The organism is Pseudomonas sp. 15C, assembly GCF_055484735.1.
The window spans coordinates 1-26640 of record NZ_JBUDGD010000065.1 but is presented as its reverse complement, the minus strand read 5'-3'; the positions used below and the strand labels follow the sequence as shown (position 1 = coordinate 26640).

The 26640-nt window shown below is 60.1% G+C and carries 22 protein-coding genes and 5 tRNA genes; 6 read left to right on the top strand and 21 right to left on the bottom strand.

Annotation, left to right across the window (positions count from 1 at the left end; genetic code table 11):
- Nucleotides 1–172: 172 nt before the first annotated feature.
- The 5 genes from asd to leuC all read right to left on the bottom strand — a co-directional run bounded on the left by asd (nt 173) and on the right by leuC (nt 5477).
- Complete coding sequence (asd, locus tag ACYYKW_RS23310) at nt 173–1285, bottom strand: aspartate-semialdehyde dehydrogenase (protein WP_090282647.1); 1113 nt, start codon at nt 1283–1285, stop codon at nt 173–175.
- A 66-nt stretch (nt 1286–1351) separates the two neighbouring features.
- Nucleotides 1352–2434 carry a 3-isopropylmalate dehydrogenase gene (leuB, locus tag ACYYKW_RS23305; RefSeq protein ID WP_090282646.1) on the bottom strand — a complete coding sequence of 361 codons (1083 nt, stop codon included), beginning with the start codon at nt 2432–2434 and terminating at the stop codon, nt 1352–1354.
- Between the two features lie 54 nt (nt 2435–2488).
- A complete protein-coding gene (locus ACYYKW_RS23300; protein ID WP_336354411.1) occupies nt 2489–3256 on the bottom strand; it encodes a class I SAM-dependent methyltransferase in 768 nt (255 codons plus the stop codon).
- Between the two features lie 145 nt (nt 3257–3401).
- The gene (gene leuD, locus ACYYKW_RS23295) at nt 3402–4046 is read right to left on the bottom strand and encodes a 3-isopropylmalate dehydratase small subunit (RefSeq protein WP_093102846.1); all 645 of its coding nucleotides are present in this window, start codon (nt 4044–4046) and stop codon (nt 3402–3404) included.
- A 12-nt stretch (nt 4047–4058) separates the two neighbouring features.
- Nucleotides 4059–5477 (bottom strand): 3-isopropylmalate dehydratase large subunit, encoded by a 1419-nt coding sequence (gene leuC / locus ACYYKW_RS23290; protein ID WP_206415782.1) that lies wholly within the window; start codon nt 5475–5477, stop codon nt 4059–4061.
- A gap of 139 nt (nt 5478–5616) precedes the next feature.
- Between leuC and ACYYKW_RS23285 the strand changes: the two genes are divergently transcribed.
- Together ACYYKW_RS23285 and ACYYKW_RS23280 are read left to right on the top strand one after the other, a co-directional pair.
- Complete coding sequence (locus tag ACYYKW_RS23285) at nt 5617–6501, top strand: LysR family transcriptional regulator (RefSeq protein ID WP_090282642.1); 885 nt, start codon at nt 5617–5619, stop codon at nt 6499–6501.
- Nucleotides 6502–6575: 74 nt separating this feature from the next.
- Nucleotides 6576–9854, top strand: coding sequence for a PAS domain S-box protein (locus ACYYKW_RS23280; protein WP_464991274.1), 3279 nt, complete (start codon nt 6576–6578; stop codon nt 9852–9854).
- A 46-nt stretch (nt 9855–9900) separates the two neighbouring features.
- On the opposite strand, the gene ACYYKW_RS23275 is transcribed toward ACYYKW_RS23280, so the two are convergent.
- From ACYYKW_RS23275 to uvrB, 11 genes are all read right to left on the bottom strand, one after another.
- The gene (locus ACYYKW_RS23275; protein WP_090282640.1) at nt 9901–10344 is read right to left on the bottom strand and encodes an Hsp20 family protein; all 444 of its coding nucleotides are present in this window, start codon (nt 10342–10344) and stop codon (nt 9901–9903) included.
- Between the two features lie 119 nt (nt 10345–10463).
- The gene (locus ACYYKW_RS23270) at nt 10464–11423 is read right to left on the bottom strand and encodes a tRNA dihydrouridine synthase (protein WP_464991273.1); all 960 of its coding nucleotides are present in this window, start codon (nt 11421–11423) and stop codon (nt 10464–10466) included.
- A gap of 166 nt (nt 11424–11589) precedes the next feature.
- Nucleotides 11590–12039, bottom strand: coding sequence for an acyl-CoA thioesterase (locus ACYYKW_RS23265; protein WP_336354408.1), 450 nt, complete (start codon nt 12037–12039; stop codon nt 11590–11592).
- Between the two features lie 47 nt (nt 12040–12086).
- Nucleotides 12087–12920 (bottom strand): alpha/beta fold hydrolase, encoded by an 834-nt coding sequence (locus tag ACYYKW_RS23260; RefSeq protein ID WP_464991272.1) that lies wholly within the window; start codon nt 12918–12920, stop codon nt 12087–12089.
- Between the two features lie 30 nt (nt 12921–12950).
- Entirely contained in the window at nt 12951–13490 is a 540-nt protein-coding gene (locus ACYYKW_RS23255; protein WP_090282636.1) for a TetR/AcrR family transcriptional regulator, read from the bottom strand.
- Between the two features lie 182 nt (nt 13491–13672).
- Nucleotides 13673–13748 (bottom strand) — tRNA-Glu (locus ACYYKW_RS23250).
- Between the two features lie 80 nt (nt 13749–13828).
- Nucleotides 13829–13904: transfer RNA gene (locus tag ACYYKW_RS23245), tRNA-Ala, on the bottom strand.
- Nucleotides 13905–13957: 53 nt separating this feature from the next.
- Nucleotides 13958–14033: transfer RNA gene (locus tag ACYYKW_RS23240), tRNA-Glu, on the bottom strand.
- 79 nt (nt 14034–14112) lie between these two features.
- Nucleotides 14113–14188, bottom strand: a tRNA-Ala gene (locus ACYYKW_RS23235).
- Nucleotides 14189–14390: 202 nt separating this feature from the next.
- Nucleotides 14391–15872 (bottom strand): glutamate--tRNA ligase, encoded by a 1482-nt coding sequence (gene gltX / locus ACYYKW_RS23230; RefSeq protein ID WP_090282635.1) that lies wholly within the window; start codon nt 15870–15872, stop codon nt 14391–14393.
- 227 nt (nt 15873–16099) lie between these two features.
- Entirely contained in the window at nt 16100–18115 is a 2016-nt protein-coding gene (gene uvrB / locus ACYYKW_RS23225) for an excinuclease ABC subunit UvrB (RefSeq protein WP_464991271.1), read from the bottom strand.
- A 337-nt stretch (nt 18116–18452) separates the two neighbouring features.
- Here uvrB and ACYYKW_RS23220 point away from each other — a divergent pair, with 337 nt between their 5' ends.
- Together ACYYKW_RS23220 and ACYYKW_RS23215 are read left to right on the top strand one after the other, a co-directional pair.
- Nucleotides 18453–19649 (top strand): amino acid aminotransferase, encoded by a 1197-nt coding sequence (locus ACYYKW_RS23220; protein ID WP_464991270.1) that lies wholly within the window; start codon nt 18453–18455, stop codon nt 19647–19649.
- A 224-nt stretch (nt 19650–19873) separates the two neighbouring features.
- Nucleotides 19874–20074, top strand: coding sequence for a hypothetical protein (locus ACYYKW_RS23215; RefSeq protein WP_090282632.1), 201 nt, complete (start codon nt 19874–19876; stop codon nt 20072–20074).
- Here ACYYKW_RS23215 and ACYYKW_RS23210 read toward each other — a convergent pair.
- On the bottom strand, nt 20071–20301 hold the full coding sequence (locus tag ACYYKW_RS23210) for a hypothetical protein (protein WP_090282631.1): 231 nt from the start codon (nt 20299–20301) through the stop codon (nt 20071–20073). The two genes, ACYYKW_RS23215 and ACYYKW_RS23210, sit on opposite strands and share 4 nt — an antisense overlap.
- 219 nt (nt 20302–20520) lie before the next feature.
- Here ACYYKW_RS23210 and ACYYKW_RS23205 point away from each other — a divergent pair.
- Nucleotides 20521–20596, top strand: a tRNA-Asn gene (locus ACYYKW_RS23205).
- Between the two features lie 119 nt (nt 20597–20715).
- On the opposite strand, the gene ACYYKW_RS23200 is transcribed toward ACYYKW_RS23205, so the two are convergent.
- Entirely contained in the window at nt 20716–22239 is a 1524-nt protein-coding gene (locus tag ACYYKW_RS23200; protein ID WP_090282630.1) for a nucleobase:cation symporter-2 family protein, read from the bottom strand.
- Between the two features lie 267 nt (nt 22240–22506).
- On the opposite strand from ACYYKW_RS23200, the gene ACYYKW_RS23195 reads away from it, so the two are divergent.
- Nucleotides 22507–22899: a BrnA antitoxin family protein gene (locus tag ACYYKW_RS23195; RefSeq protein WP_464991275.1), complete on the top strand. Its 393-nt coding sequence runs from the start codon at nt 22507–22509 to the stop codon at nt 22897–22899.
- On the opposite strand, the gene ACYYKW_RS23190 is transcribed toward ACYYKW_RS23195, so the two are convergent.
- The 3 genes from ACYYKW_RS23190 to ACYYKW_RS23180 form a co-directional block, all read right to left on the bottom strand.
- Complete coding sequence (locus ACYYKW_RS23190; protein ID WP_464991269.1) at nt 22896–23729, bottom strand: arylamine N-acetyltransferase family protein; 834 nt, start codon at nt 23727–23729, stop codon at nt 22896–22898. The genes ACYYKW_RS23195 and ACYYKW_RS23190 overlap by 4 nt on opposite strands.
- Nucleotides 23730–23829: 100 nt before the next feature.
- Nucleotides 23830–24624, bottom strand: a complete 795-nt coding sequence (gene xth, locus ACYYKW_RS23185) for an exodeoxyribonuclease III (RefSeq protein WP_336354404.1) — start codon at nt 24622–24624, stop codon at nt 23830–23832.
- Between the two features lie 81 nt (nt 24625–24705).
- Complete coding sequence (locus ACYYKW_RS23180; protein WP_464991268.1) at nt 24706–26148, bottom strand: mechanosensitive ion channel domain-containing protein; 1443 nt, start codon at nt 26146–26148, stop codon at nt 24706–24708.
- Nucleotides 26149–26640 lie beyond the last annotated feature (492 nt).

The window sequence follows — 26640 nt, the reverse complement described above, 5'->3', positions numbered from 1 at the left end:
GGAGCAAGCGTTTTTTGCTTACTTTTTTTGGCGTTTGAAAAAAAGTGAGTCGCCGTAAGGGCGAAACCATAAGAAGCCGTTACCGCAGCAACGGATATGTACTCCTCCAACCACCCGACAAAAAAAACCCGCACCTCAAAAAAGGCGCGGGCTTCTTCATCACATCAACCAATCACCGCTCGAGCAAAATCCGCAGCATGCGACGCAGCGGTTCCGCCGCACCCCACAGCAACTGATCGCCCACGGTAAACGCACCGACAAACTGCGACCCCATGTTCAGCTTGCGCAGACGCCCAACCGGAACATTCAGAGTGCCAGTGACCTTGGTCGGGCTCAGCTCCTGCATGCTGATCTCACGGTTGTTCGGCACCAGCTTGACCCAAGGGTTGTGCTGGCTGATCAGCCCTTCGATATCAGCGATCGGCACGTCCTTGTTGAGCTTGATGGTCAGCGCCTGACTGTGGCAACGCATGGCGCCGATGCGCACGCAGATACCGTCGACCGGGATCGGGCTCTTGAAGCGACCGAGAATCTTGTTGGTCTCGGCCTGGGCCTTCCACTCTTCGCGGCTCTGGCCGTTCGGCAGTTCCTTGTCGATCCACGGGATCAGGCTGCCGGCCAGCGGAACGCCGAAGTTCTCGGTCGGATACGCTTCGCTGCGCATGGCATCAGCCACGCGACGGTCGATGTCGAGGATCGCGCTGGCCGGATCGGCCAGTTGATCGGCGACTGCAGCATGGGTCGCGCCCATCTGCTTGATCAGTTCACGCATGTTCTGCGCGCCGGCGCCGGAGGCCGCCTGATAGGTCATGGCGCTCATCCACTCCACCAGACCCGCTTCGAACAGGCCGCCCAGGCCCATCAGCATCAGGCTGACGGTGCAGTTGCCGCCGATGTAGTTCCTGGTGCCGGCATCCAGTTGCTGATCGATGACCTTGCGGTTGACCGGATCGAGAATGATCACCGCGTCATCGTTCATGCGCAGGCTTGAGGCTGCGTCGATCCAGTAACCCTGCCACCCTGCTTCGCGCAGCTTGGGGAATACTTCGCTGGTGTAGTCGCCGCCCTGGCAGGTCAGAATCACGTCGAGGGTCTTCAGCTCGTCAATGCTGTAAGCGTCCTTGAGCGGAGCAATGTCCTTGCCCACGGACGGGCCTTGGCCACCGACATTGGAAGTGGTGAAAAACACCGGCTCGATTAGATCGAAATCCTGCTCTTCCAGCATCCGCTGCATGAGCACGGAACCGACCATCCCGCGCCAACCGATCAGACCTACACGTTTCATCGCAACTACACCTTCTTGAAAAGTGGGCCGCTGCTTTGTATTGAATTTCGCAGCGGGCCCGAGAGATTACAGATTCCGCAGCGCGGCGACTACTGCGTCGCCCATTTGCTGCGTGCCGACTTTGGTACAACCGGCCGAATGGATATCGCCGGTGCGCAAGCCCTGATCGAGCACGACGCTGACGGCTTTCTCGATGGCATCGGCGGCATCGTGCAGATTGAAGCTGTAACGCAGCATCATCGACACCGAGAGGATGGTGGCCAACGGGTTGGCAATGCCTTGGCCAGCGATGTCCGGTGCGGAACCGTGGCAAGGCTCGTACATGCCCTTGTTGTTGGAGTCCAGCGAGGCCGACGGCAGCATGCCGATGGAGCCGGTGAGCATCGACGCTTCGTCGGAGAGAATGTCGCCGAACATATTGTCGGTGACGATCACGTCAAACTGCTTCGGTGCGCGCACCAGTTGCATCGCGGCGTTGTCGACGTACATGTGGCTCAGCTCGACTTCTGGATAGTCTTTGGCCACTTGCTCGACCACTTCGCGCCACAGTTGGCTGGACGCCAGCACGTTGGCCTTGTCCACCGAGCACAGCTTCTTGCCACGGACCATGGCCATGTCGAAACCGACGCGGGCGATGCGGCGGATTTCGCTTTCGCTGTACGGCAGGGTGTCGTAGGACTGACGCTCGCCGTTGTCCAGCGTACGGGTGCCGCGCGGCGCGCCGAAGTAGATGCCGCCAGTCAGTTCACGAACGATCAGGATGTCCAGACCGGCAACGATCTCCGGCTTCAGGCTCGAAGCGTCAGCCAGTTGCGGGTACAGGATGGCCGGACGCAGGTTGCCGAACAGGCCCAGTTGCGCTCGGATTTTCAGCAGACCGCGCTCAGGACGAATATCGCGCTCGATGGTGTCCCATTTCGGGCCACCGACGGCGCCGAGCAGCACGGCATCGGCAGCGCGGGCGCGGTCGAGGGTTTCGTCGGCCAATGGCACGCCGTGCTTGTCGATGGCCGCACCACCGATCACGTCATGGCTCAGCTCGAAGCCCAGGCTGTACTTGTCGTTGGCCAGTTCCAGCACCTTGACCGCTTCGGCCATGATTTCCGGACCAATACCGTCACCTGGGAGAATCAGAATCTGCTTGCTCATGCTTTCCTCGTGTCTTCAATCGGTGCGCCTTCACCGGCGCGCCCGGAAAAATGCTTATCGCTCGGCCATCAATACGATCACATCGGTACTGAAGGAGCCATCGGCCTCAATTTCGAAATATTCGCGCACTTCGTTGCCCATCGATTGCTGCAACTGAACAATCGCCGCACGCATCACCTCGGGTGTGCGCATGCGCTCAACCCAGCTGGTGTACTCCAGCCGCAGACGCTGACGGGTGGTGCTGCGCACATGCAACCCGGCCTCACTGACCTGGCGCAGCCATTCGGCGGCGGAATAATCGCGCACATGACTGGTGTCACGCAGCACTTCGACGCTTTGCAGGTAAGTGTCGAACAGCGGACTGCCCGGTGACAACACGTCCACGAAGGCTGCAACGCCGCCCGGCTTCAGCACCCGTCGCACCTCGCGCAGGGCCACACCGAGATCGCTCCAGTGATGCGCCGAATAACGGCTGAATACAAAATCGAACTCGCCATCGGCGAACGGCAGACGCTCGGCGGCGCCGTTGACCGTGGAAATATTGCCCATGCCGCGCTCGGCCGCCGCGGCGGTGACCACGTCGAGCATCTGCTGCGACAGGTCATAGGCCACCACTTCGCTGACCAGCGGTGCGACATGAAAACTCACATGACCGGCACCGCACCCCAGATCGAGCACCCGCGCCCCGCCCTGCCCGGCCAGCTCGGCTTGCAGCAGAGCGAATTCGCTGCCCTGTGCATGAACGGCGCTGCTCAGGTAAGCGGCGGCCTGTTCGCCGAATTGCTTCTGGACGACCTGGGTGTGTTGCGCGGTGGTGTTCATGGGACTCCCCTTTGATTTTGTGGTGCCTGTTCCGGCCTCATCGCTGGCAAGCCAGCTCCCACAGTGATTTGCGGTGTTCACAAAACCTGTGGGAGCTGGCTTGCCAGCGATGGGGCCCTCCCTGACTACATCAGCCTCGAATCAATCAGGCGTCGCGAAACAACCACGGCTGACTCACCCGGTGCTTCGCTTCGAACGTGGCAATCGCATCGCCGTCCTGCAGGGTCAGGCCGATGTCGTCCAGACCGTTCAACAGGCAATGCTTGCGAAACGCATCGATCTCAAAGCGGTACACCTTGCCATCAGGGCGGGTCACGGTTTGCGCTTGCAGGTCGACCTGCAATTGATAACCCGGCTCGGCCTCAACCTGCTTAAACAATTCATCGACTTCAGCATCGCTGAGGATGATCGGCAGCAAGCCGTTCTTGAAGCTGTTGTTGAAGAAGATATCGGCGTAGCTCGGCGCAATGATGCTGCGGAAACCGTATTCTTCCAGCGCCCATGGCGCGTGCTCACGGCTGGAGCCGCAACCGAAGTTCTCGCGGGCGAGCAACACGCTGGCGCCCTGATAACGCTCGGCGTTGAGCACGAAATCCTGGTTCAGCGGGCGCTTGGAGTTGTCCTGATACGGCTGGCCAACGTCGAGGTAACGCCACTCGTCGAACAGGTTCGGACCGAAACCGGTGCGCTTGATCGACTTCAGGAACTGCTTGGGAATGATCTGATCGGTATCGACGTTGGCACGATCCAGAGGCGCGACAAGACCAGTGTGCTGGGTAAAAGCTTTCATGCTGCGCTCCTTTTAGATCAATTCACGAACATCGATGAAACGACCGTTCACCGCTGCGGCCGCGGCCATGGCCGGGCTGACCAGGTGGGTACGGCCACCGGCGCCCTGACGGCCTTCGAAGTTGCGGTTGGACGTCGAGGCGCAATGCTCGCCGGACTCCAAACGGTCCGGGTTCATTGCCAGGCACATGGAGCAACCCGGCTCACGCCATTCGAAACCGGCTTCGAGGAAAATCTTGTCCAGACCTTCGGCTTCGGCCTGCGCCTTGACCAGACCCGAGCCCGGCACGACGATCGCCTGCTTGATGGTCGATGCCACCTTGCGGCCCTTGGCGATCACCGCTGCAGCGCGCAAGTCTTCGATCCGCGAGTTGGTGCAGGAACCGATGAATACGCGGTCGAGCTGAATGTCGGTAATCGCCTGATTGGCGGTCAAGCCCATGTATTTCAGAGCGCGGACGATCGAGTCGCGCTTGACCAGATCCATCTCCTTGGCCGGGTCCGGCACATTCTGATCAACGGCCAAAACCATTTCCGGCGAAGTGCCCCAGCTGACTTGCGGCTTGATCTGCGCGGCGTCGAGTTCAACCACGGTATCGAACTGCGCGTCGGCGTCGGAAACCAGGTCTTTCCAGGCTTCGACGGCCATGTCCCACTGTGCGCCTTTCGGAGCAAACGGGCGGCCCTTCACGTAATCGATGGTTTTCTGGTCCGCCGCCACCAGCCCCACGCGGGCGCCGGCTTCAATGGACATGTTGCAAATGGTCATGCGGCCTTCAACGGACAGATCGCGAATCGCGCTGCCGGCGAATTCGATGGCATGGCCATTACCGCCGGCGGTGCCGATCTTGCCGATCACCGCGAGGACGATGTCCTTGGCGGTGACGCCGAACGGCAATTGCCCTTCGACGCGCACCAGCATGTTTTTCATTTTCTTGGCAACCAAGCACTGAGTGGCCAGCACGTGCTCGACCTCTGAAGTGCCGATGCCGTGAGCCAACGCGCCGAAGGCACCGTGGGTCGAGGTGTGCGAGTCGCCGCAGACGACGGTCATGCCCGGCAAGGTCGCGCCCTGCTCCGGGCTGATGACGTGGACGATGCCTTGGCGCACGTCATTCATCTTGAACTCGACGATGCCGTATTCATCACAGTTGTCATCGAGGGTCTGCACCTGCAAACGCGAGACCTGGTCGGCAATGGCTGCGATGCCGCCCTTGCGTTCCGGGGTGGTCGGTACGTTGTGGTCCGGGGTCGCGATGTTGGCATCGATGCGCCACGGCTTGCGCCCGGCCAGACGCAGGCCTTCGAAGGCTTGCGGCGAGGTCACTTCGTGAATGATGTGACGGTCGATGTAGATCAGCGCAGAGCCATCGTCGCGCTGCTTGACCAAATGCGAATCCCAGAGCTTGTCGTACAGCGTTTTGCCGGCCATCAGACGGTTCCTCATCAGCTTGTTTCTATGCCCTGGGCTTATCAATAACCCTTTGGCTTGTGAGGCCGATCCTATGGGGTTAGATTAAATAACTCAAATTCATATTTTTTATGCTTTGGATAACCGACTGGAATACTGAATGGATCTGGCCAACCTTAATGCTTTTATCGCCATCGCCGAGACCGGCAGCTTCTCCGGCGCTGGCGAACGCCTGCACCTGACCCAACCCGCGATCAGCAAGCGCATCGCCGGGCTGGAGCAACAACTGAAGGTGCGCCTGTTCGACCGTTTGGGCCGTGAAGTCGGCCTGACCGAGGCCGGCCGCGCCCTGCTGCCGCGGGCTTACCAGATTTTAAACGTGCTGGATGACACCCGCCGCGCCCTGACCAACCTGACCGGCGAAGTCAGCGGTCGTCTGACGCTGGCCACCAGTCATCACATCGGTCTGCATCGATTACCACCCTTATTAAGGGAATTCACCCGCCGCTACCCACAGGTCGCGCTGGATATTCAGTTCCTCGATTCGGAAGTGGCCTACGAAGAAATTCTTCACGGCCGCGCTGAACTGGCAGTGATCACCTTGGCGCCGGAGCCTCACGCGCTGGTCAAGGCCACACCGGTGTGGGACGACCCGCTGGATTTCGTGGTCGCCCCAGAGCATTCGCTGATCAATAACGGCGCCGTCAGCCTGATCGACATCGCCGGCCATCCGGCGGTATTCCCTGGCGGCAACACCTTTACCCACCACATCGTCCAGCGTTTATTCGAGGCCCAAGGCCTGACGCCGAACATCGCCATGAGCACCAACTATCTGGAAACCATCAAGATGATGGTCTCGATCGGCCTCGCCTGGAGCGTGTTGCCGCGCACCATGCTTGATGAGCAAGTGGCAAGCATCGCATTGCCGGGCATACAGCTCAGTCGCCAGCTAGGCTATATCCTGCACACCGAACGGACGCTCTCGAACGCGGCAAGAGCCTTCATGGCCTTGCTGGATGCACAAATCGATCTGCCAGGGACTTGAGGCCGACTTGTGCTACTCCTGTAGAGCCGCGATTGCTGTGCCTAACGCCACCATCCGCTCAAGGCCTGTCCACAATGCCGAAATCTGTTGACCGAATTCCGCCGATGCCGCGTATCCAGGCGATTGACCCGCGTCATTCCGAGCAGAGCTGGGAAAGCGCGCCGCAATTGCTGGCGGCGCTCAACGGCGCCCGGCTCGGCGCCTGGTACTGGGACATCGAGCGCGGGCAGATCAGTTGGTCGCGCGGCACCCAGGCGTTGTTCGGCTTTGATCCACGGCAGCCGCTGCCCGAAGATCTGGAATATCTTGATTTGCTGCCACCGGAAGACCGGGCAAAAACCGTTCGCGCCTTCCATGCAGTGATCGCCGGCGCGCCGCTGGAACAGGCGATGCACCACCGCATCCGCTGGCCCGACGGCAGCCTGCACTGGCTGGAGATCAATGGCAGCCTGCTGCCGGACAAAAATGGCCGCCCCCGAATGATCGGGGTGATTCGTGAAATCACCCACCAGCGCCAACGTGAACAGGCGCTGAGCAGCTCGGAGAAACGTTTCGCCACACTTTTCCACCTGTGCCCCAACATGGTGCTGCTGACCCGCCAGGAAGACGGTTTGATCAGCGAGGCCAATCAGTATTTTGAAAGCCTGTTCGGCTGGCCGGTACAGAATGCCATTGGGCGCACCACCCTCGAACTTGGCCTGTGGGTGCATCCCGAACAACGCGCCGAACTGGTGAAAAAAACCAAGGCCAAGGGCGACCTGGTCAGCATGGAAGTGCAGTTTCGCGCCAGCAACGGCCAGGTGCATGACGGCATTCTCAGTGCGCAGAAAGTCGAACTCGAAGGTCAGCCGTACCTGCTCAGCACCTTTCTCGACACCACCGAACGCAAAGCCGCCGAACTGGCCTTGAAAGACAGCCAGGAACGCCTCGACCTGGCGCTGGATTCGGCGCAGCTCGGCACCTGGGACTGGCACATCCCCAGCGGCATGCTCTACGGCTCGGCGCGCGCCGCGCAATTGCACGGACTCGACCCGATACCGTTTCATGAATCATTCGAGGCGTTTTTCGAGGGTGTGCCCGGCGAAGAACGCGACAGCATGCGCGATGCCTACCGCAGTCTGCGCGAAGGCCCGGCGGGCAACTATCAACTGACCTATCGCGTGCAATTGCCGGACGGCAGCTCGCGCTATCTGGAGAGCCGCGCGCGCCTGTATCGCGATGACAACGGCGCGCCGCTGCGCATGGCCGGGACGCTGCTGGACATCACCGATCAGGTTGAACGCGAACAGCGCCTGGTGGCCTCGGAAGAGAAGTTCGCCACGCTGTTCCAGGTCAGCCCCGACCCGATCTGCGTCACCCGTCAGGAAACCGGTGAGTTCATCGAGATCAACTCCAGCTTCACCCAGACATTCGGCTGGAGCACGGCTGACGTGATTGGCCACACCGCCGAAGAAATCGGCCTGTGGGACGCCTCGGCAAAAAGCCTGCAACGCATTGAGCGGGTCATTCGCGAGCAGGGCTTGAGCAACGTCGCGATCATCGTCCAGCACAAGGACGGCCAGTCGCTGACCTGTGTGATTTCCAGTCGGCAGATCAGCGTTGGCGATCAGCCGTGCATCGTCACCACCCTGCGCGACATCACCCAGCAACAACGCTCGGAAGCGGCGCTGAAGGCCAGCGAAGAGAAGTTTGCCAAGGCGTTTCACTCCAGCCCCGACGCCATCACCATCACCGAGCGCGACACCGGACGTTATCTGGAGGTCAACGACGGCTTCTGCCGCTTGACGGGCTATCGCGCCGAGGAAGTGGTGGGCAAAACCGTGTATCAGGTCGGCATCTGGGCCGAGGAAAAGCAGCGCTCAGCGCTGCTCGCCGAGTTGCAGATCAAGGGCCGCGTGCACCATCAGGAAATGCTCGGGCGCAACAAGCGCGGGGAGATACTGACGGTGGAGGTCTCGGTCGAGCCCATCACGCTCAACGAAACCGCGTGCCTGCTACTGACCGCGCGAGACGTCAGCCTGCTGAAAAACGCCGAAGCGCAGATCCGCCATCTGGCCTATCACGATCCGCTGACCAACCTGCCCAATCGCGCCCTGCTGATGGATCGCCTGAGCCAGCAGATAGCCCTGCTCAAACGTCACAATCTGCGCGGCGCTTTGTTGTTCCTCGATCTCGATCACTTCAAGCACATCAACGATTCGCTGGGGCATCCGGTCGGCGACACCGTGCTGAAAATCATCACCGCGCGGCTCGAAGCCAGCGTACGCATGGAAGACACCGTGGCGCGCCTCGGTGGCGATGAGTTCGTAGTATTGCTGAGCGGCCTCGAAGGCTCGCGCAGTGAAGTCAGCGAGCAGGTGCGCGCGCTGGCCGACACCATTCGCGAACTGCTGTCCGAGCCGATGTTTCTCGACGGCCAGCGCCTGCAAGTGACGCCAAGCATCGGCGTGGCGCTGATTCCCGATCACGGCTCGACGCCGACCGACCTGCTCAAACGCGCCGACATCGCCCTGTATCGGGCCAAGGATTCGGGGCGCAACACCACGCAGATGTATCACAACACCATGCAGAAAGCCGCGAGCGAACGGCTGCGCATGGAGACCGATCTGCGTCTGGCGCTGTCACGCGGCGAATTCAATGTGCACTTTCAGCCGCAGGTCGATGCGCGCGACAACCGCATCATCGGCGCCGAAGCCCTGGTGCGCTGGAACCATCCGCAACTAGGTGCGCAATCGCCTGCCGAGTTCATCAAGGTTCTGGAGGACAGCGGGCTGATTCTCGAAGTCGGCACCTGGATCCTCGACGAAGCCTGCAATGCCTTCAAGCAACTGATCGCGCTGCACCTCGTCGACCCGCTCGCTTTCAGCCTGTGCGTGAACATCAGCCCACGGCAGTTCCGTCAGAACGATTTCGTCGAGCGCATCGAACACAGCATGACCAGCCACGGCTTGCCCTGCTCGCTGCTGAAGCTGGAAATCACCGAAGGCATCGTCATCCAGAATCTGGAAGACACCATCGGCAAGATGCGCCGTTTGAAAAAGCTCGGCGTCAGTTTTGCCATGGACGATTTCGGCACCGGTTATTCATCGCTCACTTACCTGAAACGCTTGCCAGTGGACACGCTGAAAATCGATCAGTCATTCATCCGCGACGCGACCACCGACCCGAACGATGCCGAGATCATCCGCGCGATTGTCGCGATGGCACGCAGTCTGGAGCTGGAGGTGATTGCCGAAGGCGTGGAAACGCCGGAGCAGTTGGCGTTTTTGCAGGGGCTGGGCTGCCATTTGTATCAGGGGTATCTGCACAGCCGACCGGTGGCACTGAGCGATTTGAAGGTGCTGCTGGAATGACGCGCACAAAAAAGGGCGCCATGGGCGCCCTTTTCGTTACTCGGCGTTATTGCAGCGCCGGCTGCTGCGCACCATTGATTGGAATGCGCTTGGCTTTCGCCTCTTCAGGGACCACGCGCAGCAGGTCGATGCTCAACAGGCCGTTGCTCAGGTCCGCGGCCTTGATCTCGATGTGATCGGCCAGACGGAACGACAGCTTGAACGCACGCTGGGCGATGCCCTGATGCAGGAAGGTCACACCTTCATTGGCGTCACGCTTGCCACCACTGATGGTCAGCACACCCTTCTCGACCTGCAGTTCCAGGTCTTCTTCCCGGAAACCGGCGGCGGCAACGACGATACGGTATTGGTCATCACCGTGTTTTTCGACGTTGTAAGGGGGGTAGCTGCTGCCTGGCTCGTTGCGCAGGGCGGTTTCGAACAGGTCGTTGAAACGGTCGAAACCTACCGAGGAACGGAACAGTGGTGCGAGAGAAAATGCAGTACTCATGGTTCAAATCTCCTGAAAACAATCAGCAAGTTTTTGTGTCTCCGCGACCCGAATTCGGCATCGCGTAACCCTTAGATAGGGACCGCTGTCTGGTTTTCAAGAGATTATTTTCAAATTTTTCAGGCGGCCTCGACGAGCGGCAAACCGAGCAGACGCGAGACTTGATCAGGCTCGGTTTCGCGGCGCAAAACCGTGAACAGCTCGGTGGCTTGCGGGTAATTACGCGTCAGCATCGCCAGCCATTGCTTCAAGCGACCCGGCGATTGGCGCGCGGTCATCTGCGCTTTGGCTTGCAACCAGAAATCCTGAATCAACGGCATCAGCTCCGCCCAGGTCATCTCGACCACCTCTTCGCCGGCGCGGGCCGCAGCGATCTGCCGGGCCAGATCCGGACGCGACACCAGTCCACGACCGAGCATGATGTCTTCGACGCCGCTGATCTCGCGGCAACGCCGCCAGTCTTCGACGCTCCAGATATCACCGTTGGCGAATACCGGCACCTTGACCACTTCCTGCACCCGCGGAATCCACTCCCAGTGCGCCGGCGGTTTGTAGCCGTCCATTTTGGTCCGCGCGTGAACCACGATGTGCTCGGCGCCGCCCTCGGCCAGCGCCGTGGCGCAGACCAGCGAGCCGTCGGGGCTGTCGAAGCCCAGGCGCATCTTCGCAGTGACCGGAATGTGCGCAGGCACGGCGCGGCGGACGTGCTCGACGATCTGGTTGAGCAGTTCCGGCTCCTTGAGCAGTACCGCGCCACCCCGGGACTTGTTGACGGTCTTGGCCGGGCAACCAAAGTTGAGGTCGATCACTTCGGAGCCGAGTTCGCAGGCCAGCGCTGCGTTTTCCGCCAGGCACACCGGATCGGAACCGAGCAATTGCACGCGCAACGGCACACCGGCTGCGGTGCGTGCGCCATTGAGCAGCTCAGGGCCGAACTTGTGGAAATAGGCCGGGGTGAGCAACTGATCGTTGACTCGAATGAATTCGGTCACGCACCAGTCGATGCCGCCAACGCGGGTCAGCACGTCACGCAGGATGTCGTCGACCAACCCCTCCATGGGCGCCAGAGCAATTTGCATGGGAAAACACTACTCGAAGGAAAAACGTGCGGCAGTTTACTGGATTACGCCCAAAACCGCAGAACAACACAATCCCTGGTAGGAGTGAGCCTGCTCGCGATAGCGGTGTGTCTGTAACGTATGTGTAACTGACACACCGCTATCGCGAGCAGGCTCACTCCACAGTTTAGATCTGAACAGGTGCCGGGAGCTGGATCGCCGGGCCATAGCCTTCGATGAATTCCGCCGGCATGCGTTTGGGCTTGCCGGTGGAAAGCTCAATGCAGACAAACGTGGTCTGCGCACGCAACAGCGTGGCGTTGTCGCTCGGGCGCTTGAGCTGGAAATGCCGGGTCATTTTCAGGCGCTGGTCCCAATCGACGATCCAGGTCGCCAATTGCAGTTCGTCGCCTTCGTAGGCAGCGGCGAGATAATCGATCTCATGGCGAACCACAGCCATCGCACGATCCAGTCGCCGGTACTCGACCAGGTCCAGACCCAGGCGCTGCGAGTGGCGCCAGGCGCAGCGCTCGAGCCAGGTCACGTAAACCGCGTTGTTGGCGTGACCCAGCCCGTCGATGTCCTCGGCGCCTACTTGCAGATCAATGGTAAACGGCGTTGCCCGATCCCAGCCCATGCCCCACTCCCGGTCGATGTATTGAACCGGGGCAGTGTAACGGATGCCTACGCCGATTGGCGCGCCTGAAGGCTGCGACCGGCCAGCAGTGATAACACGCCATCAATCACCCGAGGGTCGGCCAGCACGCGCTGATGCCCGCCGCTTTCGAGGCGCAGCAAGCGGCTGTCGAACCAGGCCTCGTGGATCAACTGCGACTCTTTTACCGAAACAAAATTGTCGTCCTCGGCATGCACGATCAAGCCCGGCATATCCAGTTGATAGCGCGCCACATCAAGTGTCGCGGCGCGCATGCCGACGTCCTGTTCGACTTGACGAATGAACGCCGAGCGCGCTCGCGGCGGCATGCCGACCATGCGCGCGAAACCACGCAGCACACCGAGAATACGTGCCGGCGCGGCGATGCTGACGAGGGTTTCGGTGCGCAAGCCCATTTGCACAGCGAGCATCGCGCTGGCGCCGCCCATCGAATGGCCGATGACGGCTTGCAGCGGCGGCAGCTCAGCCGCTGCCTCAAGCATGGCTCGGGCAAACAGCACCACATTGGCCTCGCGCCCCGGCGAACGACCATGGGCTGGGCCATCCAGTGCGACAACGGTATAACCGGCATCGACCAGCGCCGTGATCAACGCGGCGAACTGGGTTGGCCGCCCTTCCCAACCATGCATCAGCAGCACGGCCGGGCCCTGGCCCCAGCGCAACGCGGAGAGGCCAAAGCGCAGGGTGATGCGCTCGGCACTGGCCAGCATCGGCAGTTCCCAATCTCGCAGAGGCAGCGTGCGCGGCGTCATGAACACCAGACGCATCTTGCTCGCCACCCGTTTCGGTGCAATCCAGCCCAAGGTGCCGTTAACGCCACGAACCCACTTCAACGCGTTCATCGCTCTCTCCTAAGGCCGGATGCCTTCAGGTCAACGCACCGCCGACTTGGCGGCGCGCAGCAATCGATCGGATAACTCTCCAGGGCCGAGCGCGCGTGCCAGCGCCAGGCCGCCCACCATCAACGCCACGTCAGCCAAGGCCTTGTCGGTGTCTTCGGGGCTGGCCGCCAGTTGCGCGACCATCAACTCCAAATGCTCGTTCAGCGCCAGACGGAACGACTCCGGCAAACGACCCAGCTCACCGATCGAAGCGGGAATCGGGCACGCCGCCTCGCTGGAGTCACGGTGTTTGCGCGACAGATAAAACGCGGCAACCAAAGCGCGACGCTCTTCGCCAGTCAACTCGGCATCCATGTCGGCAATCAGGTCGCGACGCCGACCCAGCAATTGCTTGAACGCTTCGAGCATCATTGCGTCCTTGCTTTCGAAGTGCGCGTAGAAGCCGCCGACGGTCAGGCCGGCCGCGCCCATCACTTCGCCCACACTGGGATCTGCCGGGCCACGCTGAATCAGTGCGGCGCTGGCAGCCTTGAGGATGCGTTCGCGGGTTTGAGCTTTTTTATCGTTCATCGTTGCCTCCGAATATTACGACTAGAATATTATTCGCATAATAATATTCCGCAAGTCAAGGATATGACCGCTGGTCTGAAGCACAGTGTAAGGAAAAAGGAGAGTTGGCCAAACGCCAGACAAACAAAAGGGCCATTCAATAATTGAATGACCCTTATAAAATCCCGCAGAGCGGGTAATCGTGGCGTCCCCTAGGGGACTCGAACCCCTGTTACCGCCGTGAAAGGGCGGTGTCCTAGGCCACTAGACGAAGGGGACACAAACCCTTCTATACAACTGATCAGTGCTGAGTGCTGATCGATTCAAGGCCGGTGTGGCCAGACCTTGAACTGTAAAATTGGTGGAGCTAAGCGGGATCGAACCGCTGACCTCCTGCATGCCATGCAGGCGCTCTCCCAGCTGAGCTATAGCCCCGGATTTTTCGCCTCGCGGCGGAGCGACATTTTGCAACATCGCTTCTGTAAAACTGGCGTCCCCTAGGGGACTCGAACCCCTGTTACCGCCGTGAAAGGGCGGTGTCCTAGGCCACTAGACGAAGGGGACGCAAACCCTTCTGTACAACTGATCAACGCTGAGTGTTGATCGCTTCAAGGTCGGTGTGGCCAGGCCTTGAAGTGTAAATTGGTGGAGCTAGACGGGATCGAACCGTCGACCTCTTGCATGCCATGCAAGCGCTCTCCCAGCTGAGCTATAGCCCCTCATCGTTGATGTCATCGCTGAGGACGGGGCGAATCTTAATGGCGCATCGAAACCCTGTCAAACTTATTTTTGAAAAATTTCAAAATTTTTCGTCGGGATAACAATCACTTACCACCCTCCCCCCGTAAATCAGGGAGAAGCGCCAAAGGCCGGATCAAAAGATCGTGGCCTTCGGCTGCCGTCACACTGGGTCAGACCTGCTCAAGCAATGGCGCCCAGCAGCTTTTCCCACTCCTTGTTTTCTTTCTTCGACACGCCGCCCAGCAGGTCGATCGCCTGACGCAGACGGAAACGGGTCAGGTCCGGCCCGAGAATTTCCATCGCATCGAGCACCGACACCGAACTGGCCTGGCCGGTGATCGCCGCGAACATCAGCGGCATCGCATCGCGCAGTTTCAACTCCAGCGACTCGACCACTGCCTGAATTGTCGCGGTGATGCTGTCCTTTTCCCACTGACGCAGGCTTTCCAGTTTCCACAGGATCAGTTGCATCAACTGGCGCACCTGATCGCCGGAGAGCTTTTTCGACTCGAACAGTCTGGCGTCCGGATTGACCCCACCGGCAAAGAAGAACCCGGCCAATGGTGCCACTTGGCTGAAGGTTTCGACGCGGCCCTGAACGTGCGGCGCGATCTTCATCATGTATTCCGAGTTGAACGCCCACTTCTGCACGCGCGCGGCAAATTCTTCCACCGGCAGATCACGCAGCCACTGGCCGTTGAGCCATGACAGTTTCTCGATGTCGAAAATCGGCCCGCCGAGGGACACGCGCTTGAGGTCGAAGTTATCGACCATTTCCTGCAGCGAGAACTTTTCGCGCTCGTCCGGCATCGACCAGCCCATGCGACCCAGGTAGTTGAGCATCGCCTCGGGCATGAAGCCCATGCGCTCGTAGAACGTCACCGAAGTCGGGTTCTTGCGCTTGGACAGCTTGCTCTTGTCCGGGTTACGCAGCAGCGGCATGTAGCACAGCTCTGGCTGTTCCCAGCCGAAGTACTCGTAAAGCAGGATCAGTTTCGGCGCCGACGGCAACCATTCTTCACCGCGCAGCACGTGGGTGATGCCCATCAGGTGATCGTCGACCACGTTGGCGAGGAAGTACGTCGGCAGACCGTCGGTCTTCATCAGCACTTGCATGTCCATGCGATCCCACGGGATCTCGACGTCGCCACGCAGCATGTCCGGCACCACGCAAACGCCTTCGCTCGGCACTTTCATGCGGATCACGTGAGGTTCGCCGGCCGCGAGGCGCGCGGCGACTTCTTCCTTCGACAGCAGCAGCGCGCGGCCGTCATAGCGCGGGGTTTCGCCGCGAGCCATTTGTTCGGCGCGCATCTGGTCGAGTTCTTCAGCGGTGCAGAAGCACGGGAAGGCATGGCCCATGTCGACCAGTTGCTGGCAGTACTTCTGATAGATGTCGCCGCGCTCGCTCTGCCGGTACGGGCCGTGCGGGCCGCCGACGTCCGGGCCTTCGCTCCAGTCGATGCCCAACCAGCGCAGGGCGTCGAAGATCTGCTGTTCGGACTCGCGGGTCGAACGCAACTGGTCGGTGTCTTCGATGCGCAGGATGAACTCACCGCCATGCTGCTTGGCAAAGCAGTAGTTGAACAATGCGATGTAAGCGGTACCTACGTGGGGGTCCCCGGTAGGCGATGGCGCGATGCGAGTGCGGACGGTGGTCATGGCATGTCTCGAAAAAAATGAAAAGCAGAACAATCAAGCGGCGAATGGTAACAGGCGAGACCCGCCCGGCTCCAGCGGGCAGGGTATTAAAGCCAGACATGGGGGGCTCACTGAAACCGAGTTACCCCAATCGCTAGCAGGGCTAGCTCTCACAGAGTTTTGTGGCGGGCACGATTCCTGTGTGTGAGCTAGCCTGCTAGCGATGAGGCCAGCGCAGCCCCTACAGATCAGACGGTCAAAAGGCGCTCACGCAATTTGGCAATCTCGTCACGCATCTGCGCCGCCGCTTCAAACTCCAGATCCCGCGCCAGCTGGTACATCTTCTCTTCCAGCGCACGGATGCGTTTGGTGATTTCGCTTGGCGAGCGCAGTTCGGCTTCGTACTTGGCGTTTTCTTCGGCAGCCTTGGCCATGCCTTTGCGCTTCTTGCTGCGCGAGCCCGGCACAGTGGCACCTTCCATGATGTCGGCGACGTCCTTGATCACGCCCTTCGGAGTGATGCCGTTCTCGAGATTGAAAGCGATCTGCTTCTCGCGGCGGCGTTCGGTTTCGCCAATCGCCCGTTCCATCGAACCGGTCATGCGATCGGCATACAGAATGGCCCGGCCATTGAGGTTACGTGCCGCGCGGCCGATGGTCTGGATCAGCGAACGCTCGGAACGCAGGAAACCTTCCTTGTCGGCATCAAGAATCGCCACCAGCGACACTTCCGGCATGTCCAGGCCTTCGCGCAGCAGGTTGATGCCGACCAGCACGTCAAACACGCCAAGGCGCAAGTCGCGGATGATCTCCACGCGCTCGACGGTGTCGATGTCGGAGTGCAGATAACGCACGCGCACGCCGTGGTCGGCGAGGTAATCGGTGAGGTCTTCGGCCATGCGCTTGGTCAGCGTCGTAACCAGTACGCGCTCTTCCACCGCTACGCGCTTGGTGATTTCCGAGAGCAGGTCATCGACCTGGGTCAGCGCCGGGCGCACCTCGACCTGCGGGTCCACCAGACCGGTCGGGCGCACCACTTGCTCGACCACGCGACCGGCGTGTTCGGCCTCGTAATTGCCCGGCGTCGCCGAGACGAAAATGGTCTGCGGGCTGACCCCTTCCCACTCGTCGAAACGCATCGGCCGGTTATCCAGCGCCGAAGGCAGACGGAAGCCGTATTCGACCAGGGTTTCTTTACGCGAGCGGTCGCCCTTATACATCGCGCCGACCTGCGGCACGCTGACGTGGGACTCGTCGATGACCAGCAAGGCATCGGCCGGCAGGTAATCGTAAAGCGTTGGCGGCGCGGCACCGGCCGGACGCCCGGACAGGTAGCGCGAGTAGTTTTCGATGCCGTTGCAGTAACCCAGTTCGAGAATCATCTCCAGATCGAAGCGAGTGCGTTGCTCCAGACGCTGGGCTTCAACCAGTTTGTTGTTGCTGCGCAGGTACTCCAGACGTTCCTGCAATTCGACTTTGATGCCTTCGATGGCGTCGAGCAAGGTCTCGCGCGGCGTCACGTAGTGACTCTTCGGATAAAAAGTGAAACGCGGCATCTTGCGAATGACTTCGCCGGTCAGCGGGTCGAACGCGGAAATGCTCTCGACCTCGTCATCGAACAACTCGATACGGATCGCCTCCAGATCGGATTCCGCCGGGAAAATATCGATCACATCGCCACGCACACGGAACGTCGCTCGGGCAAAATCCATGTCGTTGCGGGTGTATTGCAGATCGGCCAGACGCCGTAGCAGCGCGCGCTGATCGAGTTTGTCGCCGCGATCGACGTGCAGCACCATCTTCAAATAGGTTTCCGGACTGCCCAGACCGTAGATGCACGACACCGTGGTGACAATGATCGCATCCTTGCGCTCCAGCAACGCTTTGGTCGCGGACAGACGCATCTGCTCGATGTGGTCGTTGATCGACGCGTCCTTCTCGATGAAGGTGTCGGACGACGGCACGTAGGCTTCCGGCTGGTAATAGTCGTAATAAGAAACGAAATACTCGACGGCGTTGTTCGGGAAGAACGCCTTGAACTCGCCATACAACTGCGCGGCCAGGGTCTTGTTCGGCGCCAGTACCAGCGTCGGGCGCTGCACCTGGGCGATGACGTTGGCGATGCTGAAGGTCTTGCCCGAGCCGGTCACACCGAGCAGCGTCTGGTGCGCCAGCCCGGCCTCGATGCCTTCGACCATCTGGCGGATCGCTTCCGGCTGATCGCCGGCAGGCTCGAAGCGGGTGACTAGCTGGAATTCCGACATACACACCTCTGGAATCGCGGCGTTCCGAGTCAGACGGATTACCACGGGGACGACCGCAAACGACCGATGTCGCGCAAGAAAAACCTGGATTGTCCGTAATGTGGTGGCGATTGCCTGACCTTTCAAGGCAAACGTCCTACATCCGGGTAAAGAGTCTGACAAAGACAATCGACTAACGGTCAAGAAATAATCGGAAAAACTTACCGGAAAAACCGATTCGCCTGTCGCCATTGCGCGCTGATGGCCTCTATACTAGCTCCCCGTTTGTGCACCGCTCTAGTGCATCCGGCTGGAGCGCGACACGTCCCTCCATATCCCATTCAGAGCCGCCGCAATAATGAGCCTGTTCTCCGCTGTCGAAATGGCACCCCGCGATCCAATCCTGGGCCTCAACGAAGCATTCAACGCCGATACCCGGACCACCAAGGTCAACCTGGGCGTGGGTGTCTACTGCAACGAAGAGGGGCGAATTCCACTGCTGCGCGCGGTGATCGAAGCCGAGTCGATTCGCGTCGCGCAACACGCTTCGCGCGGTTACCTGCCGATCGATGGCATCGCCGCCTACGACCAGGCCGTGCAAAAGCTGCTGTTCGGTAACGACTCGCCGCTGATCAGTGCTGGCCGCGTCATCACCACTCAGGCCGTCGGCGGTACCGGCGCACTGAAAATCGGCGCTGACTTCCTCAAGCAATTGCTGCCGAACGCCGTTGTGGCAATCAGCGATCCAAGCTGGGAAAACCACCGCGCGCTGTTCGAAACCGCCGGTTTCCCGGTGCAGAACTACCGCTACTACGACGCCGCCACGCACGACGTGAACCGTGCCGGCATGCTCGAAGACCTCAACGCGCTGCCGAACGGTTCGATCGTTGTCCTGCACGCTTGCTGCCACAACCCGACCGGCGTCGACCTGAGCCCGGCGGACTGGAGCAACGTACTGCAAGCGGTCAAAGCCAAAGGCCACGTGCCGTTCCTCGACATGGCCTACCAGGGCTTTGGCGACGGCATCGACGAAGACGCCGCTGCGGTGCGCCTGTTCGCCGAGTCCGGCCTGACCTTCTTCGTTTCCAGCTCGTTCTCCAAGTCGTTCTCGCTGTACGGCGAGCGCGTTGGCGCGCTGTCGATCATCAGCGAATCGAAGGAAGAAAGCGCGCGCGTGCTGTCGCAAGTCAAACGCGTGATCCGCACCAACTACTCCAACCCGCCGACCCACGGTGCAAGCATCGTCGCCGCCGTGCTGAACAGCCCTGAACTGCGCGCGCAGTGGGAAGCCGAACTGGCGGAAATGCGTCTGCGTATTCGCGGCATGCGCACGCAAATGGTCGATCTGCTGGCAGAGAAAGCGCCGGGCCGTGATTTCAGCTTCGTCGGCCGTCAGCGCGGCATGTTCTCCTACTCGGGCCTGACCACTGAACAGGTTCATCGCCTGCGCAACGAGTTCGGCATCTACGCTCTGGACACCGGTCGCATCTGCGTGGCGGCGTTGAACCAGAGCAACATCAAGGCTGTGACGGATGCGATTGTTCAGGTCATCTGATCACGCAGCTTGATGAAAAACGGGAAGCCTTCAAGGCTTCCCGTTTTTATTTGTCTCTGACAACGCCCCGTAACCTCTAGACTGCACACAATTCCAACTGTAGGAGTGAGCCTGCTCGCGATAGCGTTTTTTCAGCCTGAATAGGTATGACTGACACACCGCTATCGCAAGCAGGCTCACTCCTACAGGGTTTTGTGTACATTCGAGCATTTTGTGAGAACCCCATGAAAAACGACAACCTGCGCGCCGACCGTGACGATCTGGATGATTTCATCCCGCGCGCCTCGGCCAAACGCGAAAAGAGCCTGGTGCTGCAAGTCGCCACCGGGGTATTCCTCGGTGGCCTGGCCCTGTGGCTGGTGCAACTGGCGGCAACGGCGGCCTATGCCAAGCTGATGCTGGGCACGATTACTTTCGGCAGTTAAGCCAGTTCATCCGAGCGCTGAGCGGCGGCATCGTCGTAAATCACATACAGCGATTCGGCCACTTGGCTCTTGATGGTCTTGCTGCTTTCAAGCCCGAGGACGAACCCTTCGGCCTTGCCGCCAGCGCGGTTCAGTTCTTCGGCAGTGCTGGCCCCGGCGATTGCATCGAAGAGTTTTTCCGCGTGCGGGCCGATCCCTTTTGGCAGGCTGATTTGTGCAGTGCTCATGCGAGCACCTCGGTGTTGCGAGTGATTAGAGGCATGGCGCGTACCTTTGCGGCTGATGGCCGGCAGCGCGTGTGACCACTTCCGGGCGGTCATGGTAGACCTATGGGGCTTTTCTGGTAACCGCCAATCGCTGACAAATCACCGTCTGTCCCGAAGATTCCTGCAATTTTGCATCAGGCGCTTGACTAGTCTTTTTAAATCAGTAACATACGCACCAATTCCGCAATAGCTCAGTTGGTAGAGCAAATGACTGTTAATCATTGGGTCCCTGGTTCGAGTCCAGGTTGTGGAGCCAAATAGCAAAGCCCCTGAATCGAAAGATTCAGGGGCTTTTTTGTGGGCGCTCGAAAAGCCCCAATGAAAAGGGCCGATCTGTCCAGGACAGATCGGCCCTTTTCTATTCAGTCGCCGCCGTCAAACGTGTTCGCTGCTCTTGATCTGCACTTTCGCTGCACCGTGCCCAGGGTCGTGTTCATCAGGCTCGATCACCGGCACTTCCTTGCCATCGCAGTCATGCAGCTTGCCATCGCTGAAGTAATCGCCTTCACGCAGCGCGGCCAGATCGCGGTAGCGCAAGGTGCGCTCCTCCGCTGCGGCAAACACCGATTGCTGATCCGAGTTACCGGCGGTGAAGTGGTTGAACGCCAGGTTGAGCAGGATCGCCATGATCGCCGACGAACTGATACCCGAATGGAAAATCGTCGCGAACCAGCTCGGGAACTGGTCGTAGAAACTCGGCGCGGCAATCGGGATCATGCCGAAACCGATCGAGGTGGCGACGATGATCAGGTTGACGTTGTTGCGGTAGTCCACCTTGGACAAGGTGCGAATACCACTGGCGGCCACCGTACCGAATAACACGATACCGGCCCCGCCGAGCACCGAAGTCGGCACCGCGGCAATGACCCGGCCCATGAACGGCAGCAGGCCGAGGATCACCAGAAACAGACCGCCCGTGGCCACCACATAACGGCTCTTGATGCCGGTCACTGCCACCAGACCGACGTTCTGCGCAAAGGCGCTCTGGGTGAACGAACCGAAGATCGGTGCAAACATGCTCGACAGCATGTCCGCGCGCAAGCCATTGCCCAGGCGCTTGGAATCGACCTTGGTGCCGATGATCTCACCGACCGCCAGAATGTCCGCCGAGGTTTCCACCAGCGTCACCATGACCACGATGCACATCGACAGGATGGCGGCGAAGTGGAAGGTCGGCATGCCGAAGTGAAACGGAGTCGGGAAGCCGAACATCGGTCCGGTGGTGACGCTGGAGAAATCCGCCATGCCGAGGAACACCGCCAGCACCGTGCCGATCACCATGGCCAACAGGATCGACAGGCGCGAAATGGTCGCACTGCCGACCTTGCTCAACAGCAACACCAGCACCAGCGTGACCGCCGCCAGACCGATGTTCTGCATGCTGCCGAAGTCCGGCGCATGACTGTTGCCGCCCATGGCCCAACGTGCCGCCACTGGCATCAGCGTCAGGCCGATCGTGGTGATCACGATGCCCGTGACCAGCGGTGGAAAGAACTTGGTAATGCGCGAGAACACCGGGGTAATCAACAGCCCTATCAAGGACGCCGCAATCACCGCGCCGAGCACCGACTGGAAGCCGCCCTCCCCGCCACTGCTGACGATCGCGACCATGGTCGCCACGCCGGAAAACGACACGCCCTGCACCAGCGGCAACTGACAGCCAAAAAACGGCAGACCCAGGGTTTGCAGCAGCGTCGCCAGCCCCCCCGCAAACAATGAAGCAGCAATCAACAAACCGATGTCCGCCGGCGACAGGCCGGCCGCCTGGCCGATGATCAGCGGCACCGCAACGATACCGCCGTACATGGTCAGCACATGTTGCAGGCCGTAAGCCATATTCGCGCCGACCCCGAGATTTTCGTCCTCGGGCCGTGGGTGTGAAACATGGGGCGTTTTCATGGTGGGGGGTTCCCTGGTTTTTGTTATGCGCACACTGTATTCAATACCTGTGACAAATGTCCATAGAGTTGTATACAACTTATCAGTCACATAATGGTTAGCTAGCCACCCAACCTTCTAGCCTGCGGCTTCTGCCCTCACAAATCCGGCAACAAATCCCTGACAGCGTCCGTGCCCATCACCACTAGGCTGAAGTGTTCATGGCGACCGGCGGTGCGATCGCGCTCCTTTTTATACATATAAAGTATGCATAATGTCGTTTGAATCATTTCCGCACGCCTCGCCACACCGAGCGAACGACGTGCCTGTTTTCAGGAGGCTTGGACCATGCAAGACGAATATGACTTTTCCCCGGGCAAACGCGGCGCAGTGGCGCCCCACAAAGGCAAGACCCGCATCACCATCATGCTGGATGACGTGGTAATCGAAGCGGCGCGTACGGCTGCGGAACATGAGGGGTTCGGCTATCAGACGGTCATCAACAACACGCTGCGCCAAGCCTTGCTCGACACCGCCCGCCAGCAACAGCCGGATGATTCAGGCCTGAGCGGGCAATTCAAAAAAGGCATTACGGCCAGTGATTTGAAGAGTCTGGAAAGGAAGCTTTCGGCCGCGATCGGCGAAATCCGTCGCGTGCTCGAACCGGACGTCAAACCTTAGGCTGCGACAGGCATCATCACCCGCGCCAGTGCCTGGCGAATGCGCGGCAAATTACTCACATCAAGGCCAAACTCGCGTTGCAGCACGTCAATTAACTCGTCAACCTCGGTCACCTCGCGCCGCTCACTCTCCGCGCCCGTGTAATGGATAGCGAAGCTGCCGTTGTTCAGCGTCTTGCGCCAGCCATCGCCAGTACGGGCAACCATGAGCCGCTGAGTGAACGGTGATTCCGGATGCGTCGAGACGTACCAGTTGCCGACGGTGTAATCGATGTCCTCCTGACGTTGCAGGTCGAACAGGTACATGGGCCGCCACTCGCCGGCGACGTTGGCACGGAGCATGTAGCCACCGGCCTGGTGTTCGAGGCGATAGGGTTCGTGCGGGGTCGCTTGTTCGGTTTCGGTGTCGAGCAGTAAAGGTGCGGTGGGGACCATGCCGCCGAAGCCGACGTCCGTGATGTAGCGCTCGCCGTCGATTGTCACCAGGCTCAAACGATGGGTACGTGCCGTCCAGCTGCCTTCGGGCTGATTCATCACCACGCGCCCGCTGATTGCCCGTGCGTCAAAGCCCAGCTCCAGCAACAGCGCGAAGAACAGGTGATTGAGTTCGTAGCAATAACCGCCGCGACCACCCAGCAGGATTTTCTGTTCAATGGACGGCAGATCGATCAGCACTGGCGCGCCGGCGATAGTCGCCAGATTCTCGAAGGGAAACACGCCGGTATGACGCAACTGTAATTGGCGCAGCGTCTCCAGCGTCGCGGGCGGCGCTGAATCGAACCCCAGGCGTTGCAGGTACAGTTTCAGATGGTTCAGGCGTGGCGCGCTCATTGCTCGATCCTTATGCAGGGAGGTCGCAGATCACTGCGTTGCTGCTCGCCATGTATACGGATCGCGCGCACTTTTCGACAATTGATTTCGCCAATTGCCATCAGCGCTTCTTGCGCGAGCCAATGCGAATCCACGTTGGCGCATGGTCGCTGGCATGCGGCTCGTTACGCACCCAGGCGTCTACCCCGGCGTCCTGCAGATACGGGCTCAGTGCCGGGTTGAGCAGCAGATGATCGATGCGCAGGCCGGAGTTGGTTTGCCAGTGCTGGCGAAAGTAGTCCCAGAACGTATAAATGCGTTCCTCGGGATACAGATGACGCAGCGAATCGGTCCAGCCTTGATCGAGCAGCCGTTGGTAGCACTCGCGACTCTCGGGTTGCAGCAAGGCATCCTTGAGCCATGAGCGGGTGTTGTAGATGTCCATGTCGGTGGGCACGACGTTGTAGTCGCCGGCCAGCACCACCGGATGATCGCCGCTTTGCAGGTCTTTGGCGTAGGTGATCAGCCGTTCGAACCACGCCAGTTTGTAATCGAATTTTGGCCCCGGTTGCGGGTTGCCGTTGGGCAGGTACAGGCAGCCGACCAGCACGCCGTGCACCGCCGCTTCGATGTAGCGGCTGTGGGTGTCATCGGGGTCGCCCGGCAGCCCGCGCCGACTCTCCAGCGGTTGCGCATCGCGCGCCAGAATCGCCACGCCGTTCCACGATGCCTGGCCCTGCCAGATCGCGCCGTAACCGGCCGCTTCCAGCTCGGCGGCGGGAAAGGCGCTGTCCACCGATTTGAGCTCTTGCAGGCAAACGATGTCCGGTTGCTCGCGCTTGAGCCATTCCAGCAGATTCGGCAGCCGCGCACGCATGCCGTTGACGTTGAAGGTGGCGATCCGCAGGTTTTTCATCGTCTGCAACTCCGGCCAGTGGGTATGCCAATAGTGACCCCGGGAGCGCCGCGCAGGTTGCATTCGATAACAGCGGTGACCTCAGGCGCGATTGCGCAGCCATTGCAGAAAGCCGCGTTTTGGCGCAACCGCGGGGACTTCCTCGGTCAGCGCTTGCGCCTTGTGCAGGCGGAAATCGAGCAAGGCCTGCATTGCGTCGTGGATGTCGTGACGGGCATCCAGACAAGGTTTCAGATAGGACTTTTCAATGCGGTACAAGGCGCAGAACGTCTTCGCCGAGAAGTCCGCCGGCAGCGCGGTGTCAGACAGGATTCCCGCTTCGCCGATCACCTCGCCCGGGCCCATGCGTCCGGATTCGAACGTCGTGCCGTGGCGCTTCAATGTCACCGAGACCACGCCGGACTCGATGATGAACAAATGATCGCTGACCTCCCCGCCCGCCAGAATGATCTCGCCGGCGCGGAAGGTTTGCAGGCTCATGTTCTGGCTGAAGGTGTCCTTCTCTTCCTCGCGCAGGGTCGAGAAGATCGGCGAACTGTCGAGCAACGCCCGTGGGCGCGACAAGTGCGGCGCGATGCTGGTTTCATTGCTCGACAGCAGATTGACTCCGGACGCCTGCAAATGCCGATACGCCAGATCGAACAGCTGATTGCGCACCACACGCTTCTCGCCCATCGACGCGACAAACCCGCTGATTTCATACTCCGCGCCAGCGCTGGCTGAGTTTTTCAGCGCCACGCTCGGTGCCGGCGTGTCGAGCAATTGCCGACAACCCTGCATCGCCCGCTCCAGCGCCTCGATCACCGCACTGGGTCGCGCATGCGGGCTGACCTGCACGCTGACCGCGACGCCGAACATATTGCTTGGCCGGCTGAAATTGATGATCTTGGCTTTGGCCGCCAACGAGTTGGGAATCACCGCCATGCTGCCCTGGCTGGTTTGCAGACGCGTGGCGCGCCAATCGATATCGGTCACCCGGCCCTCGGTGCCGTCAATGGAAATCCAGTCATCCAACTGATAAGGCTTGGTGGTATTGAGGACGATCCCCGAGAACACGTCGCTGAGCGTGCTCTGCAACGCCAGGCCGACAATGATCGCCAACGCGCCAGAGGTCGCGAGCACGCCTTTGATCGGCAGATCGAGCACATAGGCCAGTGCCGCAATGATCGCGACCAGAAAAATCACCGCCCCGAGCAGATCCTGCAACAGCCGCCCGGTATGCCCGACCCGCTGCATCATCACCGCACCGATCAACACCGTCAGCGTCCGCGCACCGAACAGCCACCAACCGATCTGCAACCCGGTCGCCGCCAGATGCAAAGGCACATTCTCCGCCCACGGCGCCGGCTCCATCGGATTGAGCCCTTCGTTGAACAGCAACACACTGAACAACGCAAAAATCACCACCCGCACCAACAGCTTCCACTCACTGCCACGGGAACTGATCAACCGCCACAGACCAAGATCGAGCAGGATCAGGATAAACGCGCTAAACAGCGGATGTTCGGTCAGCAGAGACAGCATCAAACAACTCCGACAAAGGCCAATCGCGAGAAGATCGCACAGATTGCACAGTGTAGGAGCAAATGATTTCGATGCAGTTTTGATCTTGGTCCAGCGGTGATATCAGGAAGCTGGGTGGTGCTTGAAGTCAGCTGAAAATCAAAAGCCCCTCACCCTAGCCCTCTCCCGGAGGGAGAGGGGACTGACCGTGGGGGATGCAAGAGCAACGCCGACCTGAATACCGAGTCGAACACAAATTCTGAAAAGCCCAAAGATCGGCTCCCTCTCCCTCGGGAGAGGGCTGGGGTGAGGGGCAGCCACACCACAAATCAAAAGCCAAACACCGCTTCTAACCACTCAACAATGAGCGTTAGCTCGAGTGCTCTTGATCTTGATCTTGCCTAACCGGCGACGTCGGAAGGCTGAGTGGAGGGATTGATCCGGGCGTGGGAGCGCAGCGACCGTACGACGAAGTCGTACACAGCGGAAGGAGGTGCAGCGAAGCAAACCGTA

Excerpts from the sequence above, each read along its gene's own strand:
- asd (WP_090282647.1), bottom strand. The coding sequence starts at position 1,285 with ATGAAACGTGTAGGTCTGATCGGTTGGCGCGGGATGGTCGGTTCCGTG.
- leuB (WP_090282646.1), bottom strand. The coding sequence starts at position 2,434 with ATGAGCAAGCAGATTCTGATTCTCCCAGGTGACGGTATTGGTCCGGAA.
- ACYYKW_RS23300 (WP_336354411.1), bottom strand. The coding sequence starts at position 3,256 with ATGAACACCACCGCGCAACACACCCAGGTCGTCCAGAAGCAATTCGGC.
- leuD (WP_093102846.1), bottom strand. The coding sequence starts at position 4,046 with ATGAAAGCTTTTACCCAGCACACTGGTCTTGTCGCGCCTCTGGATCGT.
- leuC (WP_206415782.1), bottom strand. The coding sequence starts at position 5,477 with ATGGCCGGCAAAACGCTGTACGACAAGCTCTGGGATTCGCATTTGGTC.
- ACYYKW_RS23285 (WP_090282642.1), top strand. The coding sequence starts at position 5,617 with ATGGATCTGGCCAACCTTAATGCTTTTATCGCCATCGCCGAGACCGGC.
- ACYYKW_RS23280 (WP_464991274.1), top strand. The coding sequence starts at position 6,576 with ATGCCGAAATCTGTTGACCGAATTCCGCCGATGCCGCGTATCCAGGCG.
- ACYYKW_RS23275 (WP_090282640.1), bottom strand. The coding sequence starts at position 10,344 with ATGAGTACTGCATTTTCTCTCGCACCACTGTTCCGTTCCTCGGTAGGT.
- ACYYKW_RS23270 (WP_464991273.1), bottom strand. The coding sequence starts at position 11,423 with ATGCAAATTGCTCTGGCGCCCATGGAGGGGTTGGTCGACGACATCCTG.
- ACYYKW_RS23265 (WP_336354408.1), bottom strand. The coding sequence starts at position 12,039 with ATGGGCTGGGATCGGGCAACGCCGTTTACCATTGATCTGCAAGTAGGC.
- ACYYKW_RS23260 (WP_464991272.1), bottom strand. The coding sequence starts at position 12,920 with ATGAACGCGTTGAAGTGGGTTCGTGGCGTTAACGGCACCTTGGGCTGG.
- ACYYKW_RS23255 (WP_090282636.1), bottom strand. The coding sequence starts at position 13,490 with ATGAACGATAAAAAAGCTCAAACCCGCGAACGCATCCTCAAGGCTGCC.
- gltX (WP_090282635.1), bottom strand. The coding sequence starts at position 15,872 with ATGACCACCGTCCGCACTCGCATCGCGCCATCGCCTACCGGGGACCCC.
- uvrB (WP_464991271.1), bottom strand. The coding sequence starts at position 18,115 with ATGTCGGAATTCCAGCTAGTCACCCGCTTCGAGCCTGCCGGCGATCAG.
- ACYYKW_RS23220 (WP_464991270.1), top strand. The coding sequence starts at position 18,453 with ATGAGCCTGTTCTCCGCTGTCGAAATGGCACCCCGCGATCCAATCCTG.
- ACYYKW_RS23215 (WP_090282632.1), top strand. The coding sequence starts at position 19,874 with ATGAAAAACGACAACCTGCGCGCCGACCGTGACGATCTGGATGATTTC.
- ACYYKW_RS23210 (WP_090282631.1), bottom strand. The coding sequence starts at position 20,301 with ATGAGCACTGCACAAATCAGCCTGCCAAAAGGGATCGGCCCGCACGCG.
- ACYYKW_RS23200 (WP_090282630.1), bottom strand. The coding sequence starts at position 22,239 with ATGAAAACGCCCCATGTTTCACACCCACGGCCCGAGGACGAAAATCTC.
- ACYYKW_RS23190 (WP_464991269.1), bottom strand. The coding sequence starts at position 23,729 with ATGAGCGCGCCACGCCTGAACCATCTGAAACTGTACCTGCAACGCCTG.
- xth (WP_336354404.1), bottom strand. The coding sequence starts at position 24,624 with ATGAAAAACCTGCGGATCGCCACCTTCAACGTCAACGGCATGCGTGCG.
- ACYYKW_RS23180 (WP_464991268.1), bottom strand. The coding sequence starts at position 26,148 with ATGCTGTCTCTGCTGACCGAACATCCGCTGTTTAGCGCGTTTATCCTG.